This window comes from Solwaraspora sp. WMMD406 (genome assembly GCF_029626025.1).
Taxonomy (GTDB): Bacteria; Actinomycetota; Actinomycetes; order Mycobacteriales; family Micromonosporaceae; genus Micromonospora_E.
In genome coordinates this window covers 3,988,738-4,006,428 of sequence record NZ_JARUBF010000001.1, presented here as the reverse complement: position 1 = coordinate 4,006,428, position 17,691 = coordinate 3,988,738, and the positions used below count along the sequence as shown (strand labels likewise).

The 17,691-nt window shown below is 68.1% G+C and carries 16 protein-coding genes and 1 tRNA gene; 6 read left to right on the top strand and 11 right to left on the bottom strand.

All coding sequences use genetic code 11. The features are described 5' to 3' along the window. Positions 1-185 precede the first annotated feature (185 nt). From O7632_RS17625 to O7632_RS17610, 4 genes are all read left to right on the top strand, one after another. The gene (locus tag O7632_RS17625) at positions 186-1,178 is read left to right on the top strand and encodes a helix-turn-helix domain-containing protein (protein WP_278115717.1); all 993 of its coding nucleotides are present in this window, start codon (positions 186-188) and stop codon (positions 1,176-1,178) included. Positions 1,179-1,297: 119 nt separating this feature from the next. Further along, a complete protein-coding gene (locus O7632_RS17620; RefSeq protein WP_278115716.1) occupies positions 1,298-1,420 on the top strand; it encodes a hypothetical protein in 123 nt (40 codons plus the stop codon). A gap of 229 nt (positions 1,421-1,649) precedes the next feature. Continuing rightward, positions 1,650-1,733: transfer RNA gene (locus tag O7632_RS17615), tRNA-Leu, on the top strand. Positions 1,734-2,235: 502 nt separating this feature from the next. Further along, positions 2,236-2,412, top strand: coding sequence for a hypothetical protein (locus tag O7632_RS17610; RefSeq protein ID WP_278115714.1), 177 nt, complete (start codon positions 2,236-2,238; stop codon positions 2,410-2,412). Positions 2,413-2,537: 125 nt separating this feature from the next. Here the strand turns inward: O7632_RS17610 and O7632_RS17605 are convergent, their stop codons facing one another. Genes O7632_RS17605 through O7632_RS17580 form a run of 6 tightly spaced genes read right to left on the bottom strand, consistent with a single transcriptional unit; the run spans position 2,538 to position 9,563 of the window. Beyond that, the gene (locus O7632_RS17605) at positions 2,538-4,028 is read right to left on the bottom strand and encodes an ABC transporter ATP-binding protein (protein ID WP_278115712.1); all 1,491 of its coding nucleotides are present in this window, start codon (positions 4,026-4,028) and stop codon (positions 2,538-2,540) included. Next, positions 4,025-4,777 (bottom strand): energy-coupling factor transporter transmembrane component T, encoded by a 753-nt coding sequence (locus tag O7632_RS17600; RefSeq protein ID WP_278115710.1) that lies wholly within the window; start codon positions 4,775-4,777, stop codon positions 4,025-4,027. The genes O7632_RS17605 and O7632_RS17600 overlap by 4 nt, the downstream gene beginning before the upstream one ends. Beyond that, positions 4,755-5,360, bottom strand: coding sequence for an MptD family putative ECF transporter S component (locus O7632_RS17595; protein ID WP_278115708.1), 606 nt, complete (start codon positions 5,358-5,360; stop codon positions 4,755-4,757). Before O7632_RS17595 ends, O7632_RS17600 begins: the two co-directional genes overlap by 23 nt. 21 nt (positions 5,361-5,381) lie before the next feature. Then, positions 5,382-6,014, bottom strand: a complete 633-nt coding sequence (locus O7632_RS17590) for an MptD family putative ECF transporter S component (RefSeq protein WP_278115706.1) — start codon at positions 6,012-6,014, stop codon at positions 5,382-5,384. A 31-nt stretch (positions 6,015-6,045) separates the two neighbouring features. Then, positions 6,046-7,779, bottom strand: coding sequence for an ABC transporter ATP-binding protein (locus O7632_RS17585; RefSeq protein ID WP_278115705.1), 1,734 nt, complete (start codon positions 7,777-7,779; stop codon positions 6,046-6,048). Continuing rightward, the gene (locus O7632_RS17580; RefSeq protein WP_278115703.1) at positions 7,776-9,563 is read right to left on the bottom strand and encodes an ABC transporter ATP-binding protein; all 1,788 of its coding nucleotides are present in this window, start codon (positions 9,561-9,563) and stop codon (positions 7,776-7,778) included. Before O7632_RS17580 ends, O7632_RS17585 begins: the two co-directional genes overlap by 4 nt. A gap of 152 nt (positions 9,564-9,715) precedes the next feature. Between O7632_RS17580 and O7632_RS17575 the strand changes: the two genes are divergently transcribed. Then, the gene (locus O7632_RS17575; protein ID WP_278115702.1) at positions 9,716-10,423 is read left to right on the top strand and encodes a TetR/AcrR family transcriptional regulator; all 708 of its coding nucleotides are present in this window, start codon (positions 9,716-9,718) and stop codon (positions 10,421-10,423) included. Here the strand turns inward: O7632_RS17575 and O7632_RS17570 are convergent. Next, positions 10,407-10,556, bottom strand: a complete 150-nt coding sequence (locus O7632_RS17570; protein ID WP_278115700.1) for a hypothetical protein — start codon at positions 10,554-10,556, stop codon at positions 10,407-10,409. The two genes, O7632_RS17575 and O7632_RS17570, sit on opposite strands and share 17 nt — an antisense overlap. Before the next feature lie 19 nt (positions 10,557-10,575). Further along, positions 10,576-11,283, bottom strand: a complete 708-nt coding sequence (locus O7632_RS17565; RefSeq protein ID WP_278115698.1) for a class I SAM-dependent methyltransferase — start codon at positions 11,281-11,283, stop codon at positions 10,576-10,578. A 254-nt stretch (positions 11,284-11,537) separates the two neighbouring features. On the opposite strand from O7632_RS17565, the gene O7632_RS17560 reads away from it, so the two are divergent. Further along, the gene (locus O7632_RS17560) at positions 11,538-12,299 is read left to right on the top strand and encodes a class I SAM-dependent methyltransferase (protein WP_278115696.1); all 762 of its coding nucleotides are present in this window, start codon (positions 11,538-11,540) and stop codon (positions 12,297-12,299) included. Here the strand turns inward: O7632_RS17560 and O7632_RS17555 are convergent. From O7632_RS17555 to O7632_RS17545, 3 genes are all read right to left on the bottom strand, one after another. Further along, positions 12,272-13,171: a class I SAM-dependent methyltransferase gene (locus O7632_RS17555; protein ID WP_278115684.1), complete on the bottom strand. Its 900-nt coding sequence runs from the start codon at positions 13,169-13,171 to the stop codon at positions 12,272-12,274. The genes O7632_RS17560 and O7632_RS17555 overlap by 28 nt on opposite strands. A gap of 137 nt (positions 13,172-13,308) precedes the next feature. Further along, positions 13,309-14,028, bottom strand: a complete 720-nt coding sequence (locus O7632_RS17550; protein WP_278115683.1) for a class I SAM-dependent methyltransferase — start codon at positions 14,026-14,028, stop codon at positions 13,309-13,311. Between the two features lie 52 nt (positions 14,029-14,080). Beyond that, positions 14,081-17,662 (bottom strand): choice-of-anchor M domain-containing protein, encoded by a 3,582-nt coding sequence (locus O7632_RS17545; RefSeq protein ID WP_278115682.1) that lies wholly within the window; start codon positions 17,660-17,662, stop codon positions 14,081-14,083. Positions 17,663-17,691 lie beyond the last annotated feature (29 nt).

Genomic DNA, 17,691 nt, shown 5'->3' with positions numbered 1-17,691 from the left:
CGTCGGCTTCGATCGTAGTGGCGTCGACCGTGGGTTTTCGCGGCTCCAGTACCTGTCTGGGAGGGGAACTCCGCCCCTTGACAGACCAGGACCGACGGTCCTGTGCGTCCACAGCCAACTCCGACCGGTCCGCGGTGCCGCACACTTCTCTTGTCAGCAGAGGTACGAGGAGGAAGTGATCTGCGGTGCATATCCTCTACGACACCGGTGATGTCCCCGCACTGGACCGCTACGAGTACTACCGAACCGGGGCTACGGCCGAGGTCGCGCCGGTGGAAATCCGCGGCCGATCGTCGGTATCCCTCACCGCCGCGATGAGTGTCGCTCAGATTGGTCGATTCGAGATCGAAGCGACGAGCTGGATCTGTGACACCGAAGGAGTCGCCCTCCGAACGAAGAAAATGATCCGTACCAGTGATCCCGAATGTTACCGGATCTGTGTGCCGATCAGCGGGGAGCTGTGGGTCGAGCAGAACGGAAGTCGGGGACGGCTGCGTCCACGTGACATCGGGCTCTACGACACGTCACGCGAGTGGGACGCTCGGCATGTGCCCGGGCGGACGCCCCTGCGGCTCGCCATGGTCACCGTCCCGCGAACGCTGGTGCCACTGCGCGAGACAGCCGTACGGCCGATCGTCGGCATGACGATACCGAGACGGATGCCGGGCCGGGATCTCGTCGCGGCGTTCCTGACCGGCATCGCCCAAGACGCGGACCCGGCGACGAACCCAGAGCTCGGCGAGGCGCTCTCGGAGTGCGTCACCGGGATTCTTCGGCAGCGCATCGATGAGCGGTACGGGATCAGTCCAGGCACCCGTCGGCTTCTACTCCGCTCCCATGTCCGCGCGGTGATACGACGGCACCTCGCCGATCCGTTCCTCGACGTGGATCGGATCGCTCGGGCCGTCGGGATTTCACCACGCTATTTGTTCAAGGTGTTCGAAGATGCCGAGACGACACCTATGCAACTCGTCAAACGGCTACGGCTGGAGGAATGCCGGCGCAGCCTACAGAATCCGGCCCTTCTGTCGACCACCGTGAACGACATCGTCTTCGCGCACGGCTACGCGCGTCCGGACCAGTTCGCCCGGGACTTCCGGCAGCTGTTCGGCATGTCGGCCACCGAGACGCGTCAGTCGGTCCGGCGACGGCCGGCTGGCGATCGGGAACGACCGTGAGCGGCACGGCACCGGCCGATCGGCGGCGGCGACACAGGCCCCGCCGAGCCACCGAAGCCGGCGAGAATGGCCCAGAGTCGCACGCACGCCGGCCGGTTGAGGTGCGGCTCACGGTCAGGGTGGAGCCACTCGGCCGGAGCCTCTGGCTGCTGCTGGGCGTGGCTGTCTGCCGGTTGACGGAAACCGTGCTCGACGCGGTGACCACCGTGGCCGGGACCATCCAGGCGTTCCTGCCCGGCTAGCCGAGACCGATCGGGTGCGACCGCGGATCAGGTTTCGGCGGCGGAACCGCACCCACACGGGGGCCGCCAGTCCCCATGAAAGGCCAGGTGAACCGACCCGGGTTCACCACCGCCAGGAGGGTTGTGCACCGTCCGACCCGTTCGTGTACAGTCTTGCCCCGTGCGGCCCTCAGCCGCCGGCCCCTGCGGTGTCGACCTGCCGGATGGGACGGTAGAGTGGTCCATGCAAGTCCGGGTGGCGGAATGGCAGACGCGCTAGCTTGAGGTGCTAGTGCCCGTATAGGGCGTGGGGGTTCAAGTCCCCCCTCGGACACAGGTTCCCGCAGCTACGCACAGATTCACGCGCTCATGTTCAAGCGTCTTTGAACACTGGGCCTCCCCCTGAGATGTGGACATCCTGAGACTGGACGTTGGTCCAGAGGAAGGGGTGTCCCGTTGGGGCGTCCCTCGAAGTACACGGAAGAGTTCCAGCGCGACGCGGTCGATCTGGTCCGCTCGTCGGGGCGACCGATCAACCAGGTCGCCCCTGAGCGGGGGATGAGTCACGAGACCCTGCGGAACTGGGTCCGTAAGCAGCTGCGGCGGGCCGCGACGGACCGGCGGCCTCCGGCGACGCGGTGGCGGTGGCGGTGGCGGACAAAGACGCCGAGATCGCCCGTCTCCGGCGCGAGGTGACCGAGCTGCGGCAGGAGAAGGATTCTCCGCAAGGCGGCCGTCTGTTCGCGAAGGAGATGGATCGGTGACGAGCCACTTCCGGGTTTCATCTCCACCCACCGCGCCGCTTCGGCGTCAAGCGGCTGTGCCGGAGCCTGGCGGTGTCCCGCTCCGGGTTCTACCGTTGGACCGGCGGCGAATCCGCCCGGCAGGCCCGAGCCGCCGCCGACGAGGCGTACGGCAAGAGCGGCAATTTCCGGCCCGCGCTGCAACAACGACTGGATCATGGCGTCCCGACACCGGCACCGCCGAGCACGGCTACCGCCGCTGGCTGCTGAGCCGTCACAGCATCACGGAGCCCACCAAGGTGGCCTACTACCTGTGCTGCGACCCGGCCGACACCTCCGACGAGGAGCTCATCCGCGTCTCTAGCTCTACATGCACTGTGGACACGCCGAAGCGACTACCGAAGTTGTCGAGCATCGGCTCCTTCATTCGTTCCGGCCGGGGTGGGCGGGCGTGAGCCGCTACCTATCGGGACCAGGGTGAGTTGCCGGTCGGCGGCAAGACTGAGCAGATCGTCGTCGTGGCTGATCAGGAGCACGACCGCGCCGTCGGCAGCGACCTGCCGGATCTGGTCGGAGATCGACTTGAGGTGGCGCCGGTCGACGCCGGAGCTGGGCTCGTCGAAGATCACGATGCGGCGACCCGCGACGCGGACGGCTGCGACGACGAGCCGCTGCTGCTGGCCGCCGGACAGCGACAGCGGATGCCGTTCGGCGAGCCCTTCGAGGCCCAGCGCATCGAGCACTGCGGACGTGTGGCGGGAATCAGCGGCGTCGGCACCGGCTAGATCGATCTCGGCCTCGACGCTGTCGGTGAACAGTTGCCGTTGTACGTCCTGCATAACGATCGCACTCACCCGCTGCCTGGCCCGGCGGCTCAGCGCGCGCCCGTCCAGCCGTACACTCCCAGCGCACCGCTGCAGCCCGGTGACGACGCGGGCGAGGGTCGACTTGCCGGCACCGTTGACACCGCGGATCGCGGTGACTTCGCCAGCGGTGAAGACGACCCGCTCGATGTCGAGGATCGTGCGCCCGCTGATCCGACAACGAATGCCGGACAGCTCCAGGGAGCCGGGGCGTACCTCGCCGACCTGGGCGGGACCGGCGATACTCCCGCCGGCTGCGGCCAACGGGGGCAGCGCGGCGGGGCGAATCCTCCCGCGCAGCCCTTCACGGGCGAGCTCATCGTCGGACACTGCCCGGAACGTCGCGGCGTCCCATTCGAGGTCGATCGTTCCGTCCCGCATGACGATCACCCGGTCAACGAGATCCTGCAGGTAGCGCAGCCGGTGCTCGGCAACGACGATGGTGATACCGCTTGCCTTGAGGTCAGTGAGGGTACGGACGAGACGGTCGACGGCGTCGGCGGAGAGATTGGAGCTTGGCTCGTCGAGCAGCAGCACCCTGGGGTCGTGTGCCGTGGCGGCGGCGATGGCAACCTGCTGCTGCTGGCCTCCGGAGAGCTCGGACAGACGCTGTTGGACGGGGACGCCGACGGCGAGGGCGGACAGGCCACGGGTGACGCGGGCGAGCATGCGCCGAGGTTCGAATCCGAAGTTCTCCATCGCGAACGCGAGCTCCTCGGCGGCACTGTCGGTGAAGAACTGACGGCGGGGATGCTGCAGTACGGTGCCGGTAACCAGTCCGATCTCGTCCAGCTCTGCTTTCCTGGTGATGGTCCCGTTCACGGTGACGGTGCCGGTGAGGGCGCCTTCGTCGTGGAAGTGCGGGATGAGGCCGTTCATCAGCCGCAGCGCGGTGGACTTGCCGGATCCCGACGCGCCGCACAGGATGACGAACTCGCCCGACGTGATGTGCAGGTCGACACTCCGCAGGCTCGGGGCGTCGGCGTGCGGGTAGGTCCAGGTGACGTTGTCGAGTCGGATCATGTCAGCGGCGACGGTGTGCGGAGCGCCCAGGCAGCCAACACCAGGACGGTCAGGAGCAGGATCAGGTCGGGCATGGCGAAGCGCGGCGGATTCATCGAGGTGGGCGTGCGACGGGAGCCTAGGCCGCGGAGGATCGCGGAGGCGGATAGGTCGTCGCTGGCGTTCAGGCTCGCGGCGATCATCGGTACGGTGAAACGCTCGAGGCTCAGGATGGGGTGGCGTAGGAATCCGGTCGGGCCGGTCAGGCCACGCAGCCGCATCGCGTCGAGCACGGCGACGGCTTCCGAGGCGACCACGGGGAAGAATCGGAGCATCACCGCGAGAGTCACCGAAATGGCGCGCGGGATTCTCCAGGCGCGGCAGGCCGCAGATAGCTGCGTGGGCGAGGTGGTGACGATCAGGTGCATGCCGGTGCCGATCGCGACGACGAACCTGATCAGGTATACGCACGCGATCGACACGATCGCGGTGAAAGCGTTCTCCCACCCCAGCGGCAGCAGCCACCCGAGCATCCACGTCGCCCCAGCCGCCACCGGCAGGCCGACCGCACGCAGCCACGCACGTTCCCACACGGCCAGCGCCATGGCCAGCAGCAGCCCGACCGGTACGAAGCGCAGCCCTCCCGGGCTCATCACGACCGCGCTGACGAGGACGACAAGGATGATCTTGGTACGGGGGTCGAGGCCCGGCCGGGTCCGATTCACTACCTCGACCTGAGCGTCGATGTCAGGCAAGGCCGGCGCGGACAAAGTGCTTGCCTAGGACCGCCGAGCCCAGCAGCCCTCCCAGGAATCCAGCGATGAGGATGCCCAGCGCGAGCAGGCCGAGCACCGGGGCAGAGTGCATCTCGTCGGACGCCCGCACGTAGTCGTCGCCCATCCGGGTCCAACCGGCGGTCGCGAAGTAGCCCTCGCGGTCGTACAACAACGGCAGGAACGGAGAGAAGAAGCCCAGGCTGAACACTGTGTACGCCCAGATGGCGGCCCACCTCGACCGGTAGTGGGCGGCGAGCAGAATGAGTTCGGCGGCCATCCCGAGTAGCACGATGGCCATCGTGCTGACCAGTGTGTTCCCGGTGAGGAGATAGAACAGCCCGACGATCACACCGAAGAGGGCCACCGTACCGGCATGCTTCACCCGGGTCAGGAAGAGCATGAACGGGATCCCGTTGACGATGATCGAGGCAGGCACCACGAGCAGCCAGGTCAGCGGGGAGATGAGGCCGACCATGCCGATCGCGTAGGTGGCGACGATGAAGACGCTGGCGAAGATCGCTACGTTGACGAGGTCTCGTGCTGGGAACCGCAGCGAGAACCGTGGCTGGGTCGGCACCGGTTGGGCTGGTGTCGATGCTCATGCCAGGCCCGCTCTCCGGAAGTGCTTGCCTAGCAACGCGGTGCCCAGTAGCGCTCCGAGGAATCCGCACACCAGGGTGGCCGCGACCATGATGCTGACGGTGGTGACGGTGACGACCTGCTCGAAGTCGCGCATGTACGCCTCGCCCATCGCCTGGCTCCCGGATGACTCCAGATAGCCGGCGGGATCCAGGAAGAACGGAATCCAAGGGCCGACGAACCAGGCGGAGAACACGACGTACGTCCAGATCGCGGCCCATTTCGAGCGGTACTTTCCGGCCCAGAGCACTAGTTCCGCCACCACGGAAAGCATGATGGTGACGACGGCGCTCTGCCAGGGGTGTCCCATCATGAGGTAGAGGAGTGCGACGACGACGCCGAACAGCGAGACCATGCCGGGATGACGGATTCGCGTGAGGAAGAGCATGTACGGGATGCCGGCCGCGATCGGCCCCAGCGGCAGCGTGATGAGCATCAGGACTGGACTGATGATGCCGATCATTGCGACGGCAAAGATGATCACGAAGTAGATGACGGCGAAGATCGCCACGTTCAGCAGATCGCGCGCACTGAGCTTGATCGAGAAGCGCTGCCGTTCGACGGCGGGCGCGGCGAGGGTCTCATCGGTCATATCGGGTCCTCTGCACAGGATTGGGGTCGGGTCAGTTGTGTGGGGCCAGCTGCCAGCCGGCAGACTCGACACGTTCGTGCCAGTAACCCGCGTAGACGCCGCCAACGGCGAGCAGCTCGGCGTGGCTTCCGGTTTCGCGGATGCCGCCGTCGCCGTCGAGCATGATGATCCGATCGGCCGTCACAATCGTCTGGAGCCGGTGAGCGACCACGATCAGAGTCCGGTCGGCGCGGATGGCGTCCAGCGCCTCGCCGATCGCGATCTCATTACCGATGTCCAGAGCCGCGGTGGCCTCGTCCAGCAGCACGACAGGCGCGTCTTTCAGCAGAGCGCGGGCGATGGAAACGCGCTGGCGCTCGCCGCCGGAAAGATTGGTTCCGCCTTCGCCGACCCGGGCGTCCCATCCCCCCGGAAGTCGGTCGGCGATCTCATCGACCCGCGCGCGCGTTGCGGCGGCGATGACCTCCTCCCGGGGCAGGTCGGGGTTCCCGATCCACACATTGTTCAGGATCGTGTCATCGAACAGGTACACGTCCTGGAACACGGGAGCCACCGCGGCCTCGACGACGGCAGTGCCGAGTTCGGGCAGGGGCACGCCGCCGAGGGAGACGGTGCCGGACTCAGGGTCGTAGAGGCGGGCGATGAGTTTCGTGATCGTCGTCTTGCCGGAGCCGGACGGTCCGACGATGGCCGTCATCGCTCCTGAGGGCGCGACGAAGGAGATGTTCCGCAGTACCGGCGCGTGTCCGTAGCCGAAGGTAACGTCGTCGAACTCGATGCTCCAGTCTGTGGGCGACGCGGCGGTCTCCGGCTCAGGCAGCGCGGCGACAGCGGCGAGGCGGTCGAGCTGGTCGAGGGTGGTGCGGGCGACGGCGACGCCGCCCCCGAGGTCTCCGGCGGCGACGATGGGCTCGTTGAAGCGCACGCCGAGCACGAGCAGCGCGATGAGCGTGGCGATGTCCACGGTACCGCCGACGGCAAGATACGCGCCGACGACGAGCAGCAGCGTCAGGGAGAGTTGTACGAGGCCTGCGAAGGTCGCGATGCCCGCGCCGCCGGTGACGAGCATGCCCCGGTATGCGCGGTGCTGGTTCTGGAGTGCGTCTTCGACCAGCCGGTCCGCCACCGACCCCTCGCCTGCGGTCCGCAGCGCAGGCTGGACCCGGGCGAACTCGATGACCCGGTTCGACGCGTCCGTCACGGCCTCGGCGTGCACTGCGTCGCTGCGGCCGATCGCGGCGCGCAGCCACCGGTAGCCGATGAGCAGGACGGGCACCATGACGGTCATCGCCAGTGCGAGGCGCCAGTCGAAGAAGTACATTCCGACCAGCACCGTGCCGGGCGTGACGAACCCGATGATGATCTGCCGCAGGATCGCGTACGGCAGGGTGGAAACGAACATCGCCCCCTGGGTGGCGATACCGGCGATGAGCCCGGAGCGGTCAGCGCCGAACCAGGCCACCGGAAGTTCGACCAGCCGGTCGCCGAGCCGGGTCAGCAGGGAGTCGAGTAGCGCGCTGCTGGCCTTCATCCCGATCTGACTGGCGAACCATGTCGTCAGCATGTATCCGACCCCGACGACGGTCACGGCGATCAGCCAGGTCCCCGCCGCAGCGGTGTCGGCAGCGAACAGGGCGCGCAGCAGCGGCACAAGCAGAAGGAACGCGATGCCCTGCAGAACGGCGGTGGTGACGATGAACACCAGCTCGGCGATGAGCAGTCGCCGGGCGTCAGGGGACGAATAGTGCAGCAGCCGGCGGATCATCGCTGGGCCCCTTCGGGAAGAGTGCGGGCATGGTTCGCCTGGTAGTCGGCCCACATGCGGGCGAACCGGCCATTGTCGGTGACGAGCTGCGCATGCGTCCCCCGCTCAACGATCCGACCGTCGTCGAGCACGAGGATCTGATCGGCACCGGTGATGGTGTGCAGGCGGTGTGCGATCACCAACACGGTCCTGTCCGCGGCGAGCGTCGACAGCGCCCGCTGGATCGCCGATTCAGAGTCGGGATCAGCGAACGCGGTCGCCTCATCCAGCACAAGCACCGGTGTATCAGCGAGCAGAGCGCGGGCGATCGTCACGCGCTGCGCCTCGCCTCCAGAGAGGTTGGCGTCCTCACCGACCACGGCATCATAGCCACGCTCGAACCGGAGAATCCGGTCGTGGATCTGCGCGGCGCGCGCCGCCGTCTCCACCTCCTCGTCCGTCGCTTCAGGACGGGTGAGCCGAATGTTGTCGCGCAAGCTCGCCCGCAGCAGTTGCACGTCCTGGAACACGAACCCGGCCGACCTGTACAGCTCGGCCGAGCCGACATGTCGCACGTCGGCGGAGCCGATCGCCACCCGGCCCTCCTGGGCGTCATAGAAGCGGGGCACGAGCTTGGCGAGCGTCGATTTTCCGGACCCGGAGGCACCGACCAGTGCGGTGACGGTGCCGGGTGCACACGCTGCGGTGATCTCATGCAACACCCGGTGGTCGCGGTCGTAGCCGAACGAGAGACCGTCGAACGCGACGTCGTGCCCCTCAGGACTACGCGGGAGGTCCGGGTCCGGAATGGAGGGCAGGTCCAGAAACTCGGCGAGTGATTGCCGCGCCTTCGTGGCATTGCGCAGAAACTGCGCCGATGCCCCGAGCTTCATCAGCGGGCTGGTCAGGCCGAGCCCGAGCAGCAGGCCGGGCAGCACCTCGATCGGATCCGCGGCCCCGGCGTTCACGAGCCAGGAGCCGACGGCGAGAAGCCATACCAAGACGACCACCGGGGATGTGATGATCTCGATGACGGTGAACATCGCCGCGGTCTCGCGGGTCCATTCAGCGACGAACCGGACGTACTTCCTCGTCTCGTCCCGGTACCGTCGGTGACTGCGTCCGAGCTGCCCGAACCGCTTCACCACCGCGATGCCATGCACGAACTCAACCGTCGCCCCTGACAGCGCGGCGGTGGAATCGTCGTACTGCCGATACTTCTCCGCGCCTCCGCGCATCAGCAGCGGATACATGATCGCCGTGGCGACGAGCGGCACGAGCGCAGCCAACGCAAGTTGCCACTGCACGACGAACAGGTAGACGAGACTGACCACGGGTACCGTGACCGCGGTGACGACGTCGTGAATCGCGTGAGCGACCAACTGATGTAGCGCGACGACGTCGTTCTCGACGAGCTTGCGCACCGTACCGGATGTGCGCCGGTCGAACCAGCCCAACGGCAACCGCTGCAGATGCCGCACGATGCGCTTACGCAGTGACAGCTGCAGTTCCGCGTCAGCGAAGTGACTCACCAGCCCTGATAGGAACGCCGCCCCGAAGCTCACGAACAGGGCCGCCACAGCGACCGCGACGATGATCCACACCCGGACGGCGTCGATCTCGCCACCGGACAGCGCGGGCAGGAGCGCACGTGCCAGCTCGACGATCGCGACGAAGGGGATCACGCCGCTGACTGCCCCGAGCACGCTCAACGAGACGATCCCGGCGAGACTGCCGCGCACCGGCGCGAAGAACGACTCCCCCGTCGACTGCCTCCCCAAGGTCCCGGTCCGCTCCTCGGCCACGCGCACACTCTCCTCCAGCTGGTGTTGACAACGATTACCATACCCGACTGAACAGTGTTCTAATCTAGCCGCGAAGGTACAGTAAGGCAAGCCTTACCTCAACAGCCGGTCGCGCATAATGAGTCGACGCGCGTCGAGCCGGAGGAGCCACTGTGACCACGACGAACCCCGAGCGGTTCCATGTCGGCCTCACCCCACAGCGCGTCGTCGACGCGGCGACGGAGCTGACCCGGGAGACGCATCTGATGAGTTGGTCTATCCGTGACCTCGCAGGGCGGCTCGGTGTAGCCGCGTCCGTGATCTACCACCACGTCGGCGGGAAGGATCTCCTGTGCCGGAGGGTCGTCGAGCGGATGCTTGAACGGATCGAGCCACCTGGGTCAGACCTGCCCTGGCAGGAGTGGTTCCGCGCCCTCCTCTACACCGCCGGCCCGCGAGCCGCAGAGTATCCCGGGGCGGCGAAGTGGATGCTCATGCACGGCCCGACGCTTCCTGCGGCACTGCCCGTTCTCGAGGCCGGCATGGCCGTTCTCCACGGCGCGGGCTTCAGCACCCGGTCAGGTATGGCCTACGCAGCGCTGCTCAACAACGCCATGCTCACGGTGTCGATGGGCGACGATCGGCTCCAACACGAGGGTGACGGCCCACGCGACCACGCCTCGATGATGGCCGAGTTCGAGCAGATGCCCACCTCGTCAGCCGGGGTACGAGCGATGGGTCAGGAGGTCATCCGCCCGTTTGCGGAGGGTGGCGAAATCGCGATGAAGATGCGCTGGGACTATTACCGGTTCGTGGTGGACATCACGATCGCCGGACTTGACGCCACCATCGGGCGGGCAGGAGTCAGCACCGCGGGGTAGTGCCCCACCTGTCCTCGATCGCCTGACGTACCAGGTGCGCCTGGCGTTCGCTGGTGCAGCGCACCACGGCGTCATCGAGTCCTTGTCGGTCCACCCGCATCCGGACCCCGTAGCCGAGGGTCACGTCGTTCACGTCCAGGAGCACCTCGTACTTACGCCGCATCTCCTCTGGCCGCAGTGATCAGATACTGCAAGCGAACCTTGGACGAATCGACGTCTTCGTTTTCGACGCTGTGCCGAAGCTCGATCTCGTAGAGTTCGGTGAGTTCTTGTACAGCGACATCATGGAAACCGGCGACTTCGATCGCGGTCGCGTATTCCCCGGCGGAGGTCGCGCTAGCCAAAGTCAGGGCAGCTGCGGTGTCCTGATCGTAGGTGCTCGTGTACATATCGCCCCAAGTACCATCTACGATGGCGATGCGACCGCCGGGGCGCAGGAGACGTCGCCAGTTGCTCAGCGCCCGTTCGGGTTCGCGCAAAGTCCAGAGCACGTAACGCGCCGTGATCGCGTCGAAGCCGCCCTCCGGGAAGGGTGGCGAGACGGCGTCGCCGACCACGAAGACAGGCGCGTTCTGTACTTGACGTGCTTTGGCACGGGCGAAGTCGAGCATGCCCTCGGCGAGGTCGACGCCGGTCACACGATGGCCGAGTCGCCACAGCTCCATCGCCACCAGCCCGGTGCCGGTGCCTACGTCGAGCACATCGGCCGGCGGATTCGGCAGCCGAGAGGCCCAGAGGCCTCGCCAAAGCTCGGCCGCCGCACCGGCGTGCAGCACGCTGGTCGGATGTACGTCGTAGGCCTCCCCTGCTTTGCTCCAGTACTCCGTGACAACCGCCTGGGCATCCTCCGAATATGTCATCGCGTTCTTGTCCTTCCGAATTTCATTGGTTACCGAGTGTGACAAGACCTTCGGCTCGGCGCCCGCCGTGCAGGCTGCACCTGCAGCACCCGCCAGGGGACACGACCGGCCAGACGACGACGCTGATGCAAACGATAACCAGTACTGGTAAGCTGACGCTCAGCCGTCTCACGATCGGAGATGCCGTGGCCCCGACGAAGCAGAAGATGTCGCGGTCGATCATCTGGCAACCCCGGCCCGATTCCTGACCGACGATGGCGGCCGCCCTCGACCCGGACCGCGTCTCCCGGTGGCGCGGCGACTGGGAGACGATGATGCACCGCTACCAACCCGGCCGCGCCGAACAGCTCATCGCCGGCCTCGCCGCCGCCGAACAGGTCCACGGGCGGACACCCGATCGGGTTCTCGACATCGGAGGCGGCCCGGGCACCACCGCCGAAGCGATCCTGGGCCGGTGGCCCGACGCGCATGTCACCGTGCTGGACATCGACCCGGCGCTGCTCGCACTGGCAGACACCGCGGTGACGCAGCTACACACCATCCGCGCCGACATCAACTCCCCTGGCTGGATCTCGTGCGCAGACGGGCCCTATGACCTGGTGTTGGCCCTGATGACCGTGCATTACCTCAGCCAGGACCGGGTTCGGACCTGGTACGCCGAGGCCCGACAACTGCTACGACCCGGCGGGGTGCTTCTCGTCGGCGACGTCATGCCGGATGCCACTGCCCCGACACGGCCCTCGAACGGTGGGGACGCCCCGTGGACCGCCTGGTGGACCAGCCTCGGCCGCGAGCCAGCGATGGCGTCGCTGCTGAGCGAGCGAGCGGTGGCGATGAGCGGAATCGCCTGCGCCGAGTTCGTCGCTCCGGTCGACTGGCACCGTGCGACTGCCCGACAAGCCGGGTTCGGCGAAGCGACGGTGCTCCACCGGCAGGCAGACCAAACCCTGATGGCGTTCCGGCCGTCGCCGGCAGACCCGGTTCCACGTCAGAGATCCGGGTTGGCTCCTGCCTGACCCGCGTGGCGCACTCCGAGGTGCACGCTGCGGACGGATAGCCGAAACAGGTCGAGGCGGAGACCCAGCCAGTGTTCGTCCGCAGGGTCGAGAAGGCGGTCCCAGGCGTCGAGGTCGTCGGTTGCGACCAGGCCGGTGGGCCTCAACCAGCCGACCCGATGTGCAAGGTTGGCAAGTACCACTCCCCGGTCGGCGTCGGTCAGCGGTGCTGGCCGTTCGAGCAAGGTGCTGCTGGTCGTCACTGACGACAGCCCGGCACGCCGAAGCGTCTCGGTCCACCCGTACGGCATCCGACGGCTGTCGGGCAGCGCCGCCCGCATCTGGGCGAACCAGCGGTCCTGGGCCGCGTGAAGCCGGCCTTCCAGACCGGGTTCACCCAGGCCGACGTCCCAGGGAAGGTGTTGCTCCGGCAGACCACCCTCGGCAAGAGCGAGTCGTCCGCCAGGTGCGAGCAGCCCGGCGAGAGCGGTGACCGCAGCCTGCTGGTCACCGACGTGGTGCACCGCAGCTGATGCCCAGACCAGGTCGGCTGGTCCGCCGAGCGTCTGCCGCAAAGTCGCGGTTCCGGCGGGGATGTCGACCCGTGACAGTTCCACACTTACCCGGGGGTCGGACCATTCGTCGCTGATGTGGTCGCGGGCGGCGTCGAGGATGTCCTGGCTCGCGTCCACGGCGACGATCCGGCCGCAGGTCATGGTCCGGGCGATGGCCAGGGTCATCCCGCCGGCGCCGCAGCCGATGTCGACGGCGAGCCGGTCGGCGGAACCGACCAGCTCACGGGCACGCGCCAGATACCAGGGCCGGTCCCGCCGGGCCGCGTCGACCAGCTGCGACGCCAGACTGGACCAGTCGACGGGCATTCCGGTGCTCATCTGCTGACCTTCATCGTGGCTGCGCTCCAAAGGTCGTTGGCCCCTCGCTCACGACGGCATCCATCCCACCTGCCTCCGGCGCGCCTCTTGCCGACCGGCGACCAGCCGGTGACCACCACTGCCGCCGAGGGCTTCGTTCAGGCCCGAACCGCTCGTACGACGCCGAGTTGGCCGATCTCGGTGGTGAACCCGGCAGCTGACAGTTCGTCGAGCAGCTGACCCTGTGACATCACCTGCCAGGGGTACTCGGCCGAGACCTCACGTACCGGCCGATCCTCGTCGTCGAGCACCCGGTAGCGCATCCGCCACGTGACCTGATCGGGTCCGGCCGGTTGCGCGGATCCGCTGCCTTGGTAGCGCAACCGGCCGACTCGTACCGTGGTGAATTCGGCTTCGGCGACCGCGACCGCTTCCGACGGCGGCTGCAGGTTCACCACCAGCGGGGCACCGGCCGGCAGCCGACCGGCCAGCCGCTGCCAGAGCACCCGGCGGTCCGCTACCGACAGATGTCCGATCATGTTCATCGCCAGCGCCGCACCGATCGTCTCCGGCAGATCGACCTGCTCCGCGGTCGCGGCGACCACGCTCGTACGGGAAGCGAGATCAGGATCGTCGACGATCCGCGCGTGCAGGGCCGCTCGCTGCACCGGCGACGGCTCGACCGCGATGATGTCGCATCCTGGTATGGCTTCGGCCAGGATTCGAACGCCGCGCCCGCTACCCGCGCCCAGGTCCACAGCGGGCGCATCCGGGTGGGCACCGGTGAGGGCCTGTTGGACCGGTGCCCGCAGCGCCAGCCAGGCGTCGATACTCAGCAGGTCGAGAAACTCGCCGGAGTCCTGATATTGATCGAGCAATGGACTATCCCTTCCGGTCCCGCCGCCGAGATCGGCGATGGGAGCCATATAGTTACGAACCGTAGCAGTCGCGTGGGTCGACGCCGGTCGGGTCGACCTCACCGACGACAACCGCCAGGGTGAAGGCGTCCGACAGCGCGGTGCCGTCGGGCCGGCTGCCGGTACGGGCGAACGCGAGGCAGTAGCTGCCCTGTGCCGTGAACGTCCAGTTGGCGTGTACGTGCGAGCCGGCGCCGATCCGGGTCGTGTCCGGCAACCCGTCGGCGGAGTCGAAGACGTGCACCGGAGCACCGAGCGGGCCGGTCTGATGGACGAACACGTCGCCGGGTCCGTCGGCGGCGGTCAACGACCAGGTCAGCCCGTGCCCGGCGAGGTCGGCCGGGCCGATGGTCTTCGCTGACCAGCCCAGCCAGAGCAAGCCCGCCTGTTCGGCCTGCGGCAGACCCCAGGCGTGGCTGCCCACCGGTCCGATGAAGGAGTACGTCTCGCTCGGCACCGTCGTCCGGGCCGCCGGCACCAGCTGGAGCACCACGTCCGAGGTCTCGTGCGGGTACGCGGCGTTGCTCTGCGGGGAGTGTGCGAGCCCTTCGACGGTCAGGTCCCGCACCGTGGTGCGCAGGCCGTCGTCGTCGAGGACCGAGGCGATGTCGACGTATCCACGGTTCAGGATGACCGCACCAGATGCGGTCCGGGACCAGTTCGGCACGTTCCACGGCTCGTTCCCCGGGTCCGGATCGGTGCCGGGTAGCAGGTCAGCGCAGGCCTGCGGGTCGGCTCCGGTCGGGTCGACCTCACCGACGACGACCGCCAGGGTGAAGGCGTCCGACAGCGCGGTGCCGTCGGGCCGGCTGCCGGTACGGGCGAACGCGAGGCAGTAGCTGCCCTGTGCCGTGAACGTCCAGTTGGCGTGTACGTGCGAGCCGGCGCCGATCCGGGTCGTGTCCGGCAACCCGTCGGCGGAGTCGAAGACGTGCACCGGAGCACCGAGCGGGCCGGTCTGATGGACGAACACGTCGCCGGGTCCACGGGCCGCGGTGAGAGTCCAGTCCAGACCGCCTCCGAAGAGGTCGACCGGGCGGATCGTCTCCGCCGACCAGCCCGGCCAGAGTAGTCCTGGCTGCTCGGTCTGCGGCAGGTTCCAGATCCGGCTTCCGACCGGCCCGAGGAAGCCGTACGCGTCATCCGGCACGGTTGTCGCGGACTCCGGAAGCAACTGCAGCACCACGTCCGACGTCTCATGCCAGTACGCGGCGCTGCCGGCGGGTGACTGGGACATCCCCTCGGTGGTGGTGTCCTTCACCCGGGTACGGAGCCCGCCGTCGTCGAGGGTCGAGGCGACGTCGACGTGCCCCCGGTTGAGGATGACCGCGCCGGATGCGGTCCGGGACCAGTTCGGCACGTTCCACGGGTCGTCGACCGGGTCAGGTTCACCGCCGGGGACGGGCACCTCATCCGGTCGGGTAGGTCGTCCCCCGTCGGCACAGGTCTTCGTCAGCGTCTCGGCGTCGTGGGTGAAGGCCGTACCCGGGTAGGTGCCGTCCGGATTGGCGCGGACGGTGGGGTCGAGTGGGCCGTCCACGACGAAGGTGAGCGTCCGACGATCCACCGCTTCGTGGCCGCTGGGCAGGTCTGCCGCCCACTCCAGAGTCAGGCAGTACTTCCCCGGCCGGCTGAAGGACCACAGGACGGCGCTGTTCGTCTCACCACCACCGGCGCCCGGCCACAATCGGTGGGGCTCGCTCTGGCCGGTGGCGGTGTTGAACACGAACGGCCCGGTCTGGGTGGGGCCGTGCGACAGCGCCACGTTTCCCGGACCCGCCACCGAGTGCAGCGACCATCGCAGGTCACCGTGGAGTTGCTCGGGCCGGATTCCGGTGGTGTCCCAGCGAATGACCTGCATGGAGTTGCCGTACACGCCGGTGTCGAAGCCGGGTACGTTCCCGGTGCCGGCCCGGAACAACGCCGCCGGACGGTGGAAGATCACGCTTTCCGGGTCGTGGACGGTGCCGGGCGCTGACAGCGTCGGGTCGAGGGCCGCGAGCTGGGTCGCCAGGTCTCCGTCAGCGATCGTGCTGACCAGGGAGGACGCGGCAGGGCCGAGCACGAACGGCGTCGACACCGGGTCCGGTGCCGGCGCGGCGGCGCCGCGCTCGGGGTAGTCCCGGGTCCGCCCGCACGGCGTGACGGTGGACGCGTCGACGTCGTCGCCGACGGCGAGGGTGAGCTGCCGTGCGGCCGAGACCCGCTGTCCCTGCGCGGTCTGCGCTTCGAGGGTCATCGCGATGCAGTAGACACCGGGCCGGGTGATCGACCAGTTGAAGTGGGCGTGGGTGTGCAACGGAACCCAGCGCGCCGCGGGTAGGCCGAGTTTGGTGCTGAACACCGGCAGGTCGATGCGCTCCATTCCGACGCCGGCCCGCTGGGGATGGCCCTCCCACAGGACGACGTCGCCGGGGGCTGTCTGGTCGCCCGGCCCGGTGACGGCGTCGACCCGCCACAGCACCCGGTCCTGTCCCAGCCCGGCCAGGGTCGGTGATTCGGTGCTGAGTCCGGCCCACGGCGCGCCGGCCTGTTGACCCAGCGGCAGGTTCCAGTACGACGTGGCCGGCGGGGCGATGAAGGACCAGTCGTCACCACGGCCGTACGCGGCTGGAGTCGTCAGTTTGACGGAGTCGGGAACGACCACGACCAGGTCGTCGTACTCGATCCATTCGGTCCGGAACTCGCCGGGTACGTCGTACCTGGCCTGTAGCGACAACCTGTCGACACCGTCGACCGGGTCGATCCGTGCCGCGACGGCGTCGATGTGGCCGTCGCGGATCACCCAGTCGGCGACCCCCGGATCACCGGGATCGGTCGGGTCACCTGGGTCCGTCGGATCGGTCGGATCGGTCGGATCACCAGGGTCGGTGTTGCCAGGGCTGTCACCGCACCCGGCGTCGGAGGTGATCTCGTCGCCCACCGCGACCCGCAGCCGCACAGTGGCACTCGCGGTGGTGCCGTCCGACAGCGGCGCGCTCGTCGTCACGGTCAGGCAGTACATCCCGACCGTTGAGAAGCGAAAGCGGTCGTTGATCGTCGTACGGGGCGCCAGCTCGATCGGGGTCGCCCCCTGAGGGGCGCCGTCGCGCTGGACACCGGTGCCGAACCGCGCGCCGGCCGGTGCGTTCGGCTCCGGGGACAGGAACGGCAGGTCGGGAAGCTGGTAGAAGGCGAAGTCGCCCGGACCTGTCACCTCCGAGAAGGCGACGGAGATGCGGCCGCCGTCGGCGAGCAGGTGGTCGTAGTAGTCGTAGCCGGCGACGCCCCGGGTGGACAGCGACAGCTTGACCGCTGGCGAGCCGGTCAGCCAACCCTCGGTCGCGTAGCCAGGTGACCCCGCCGCGCCGAGCCAGGCGTACGCCTCGGCGTCAGGCACCGGATAGGACGCCTGCTCCGGGAGCCGGAACCGGAGGACGCCGCCCGTTACCTCGGTGATCTCCCCCCGGTCGGCGACACCGATGACCATCCGACCGCCTTCGACGGGATACGAGGTCAGCTCGTACTCACCTGCGGAGACCTCCGGCGACGCGGTCGCGACAGCCGGTGACGGAGCAGAGATCAGCGCGGCTACGACGACAGCCGCCGCCAGCACCGCGTACCTCGACCTGGGTGTCCGCCGAC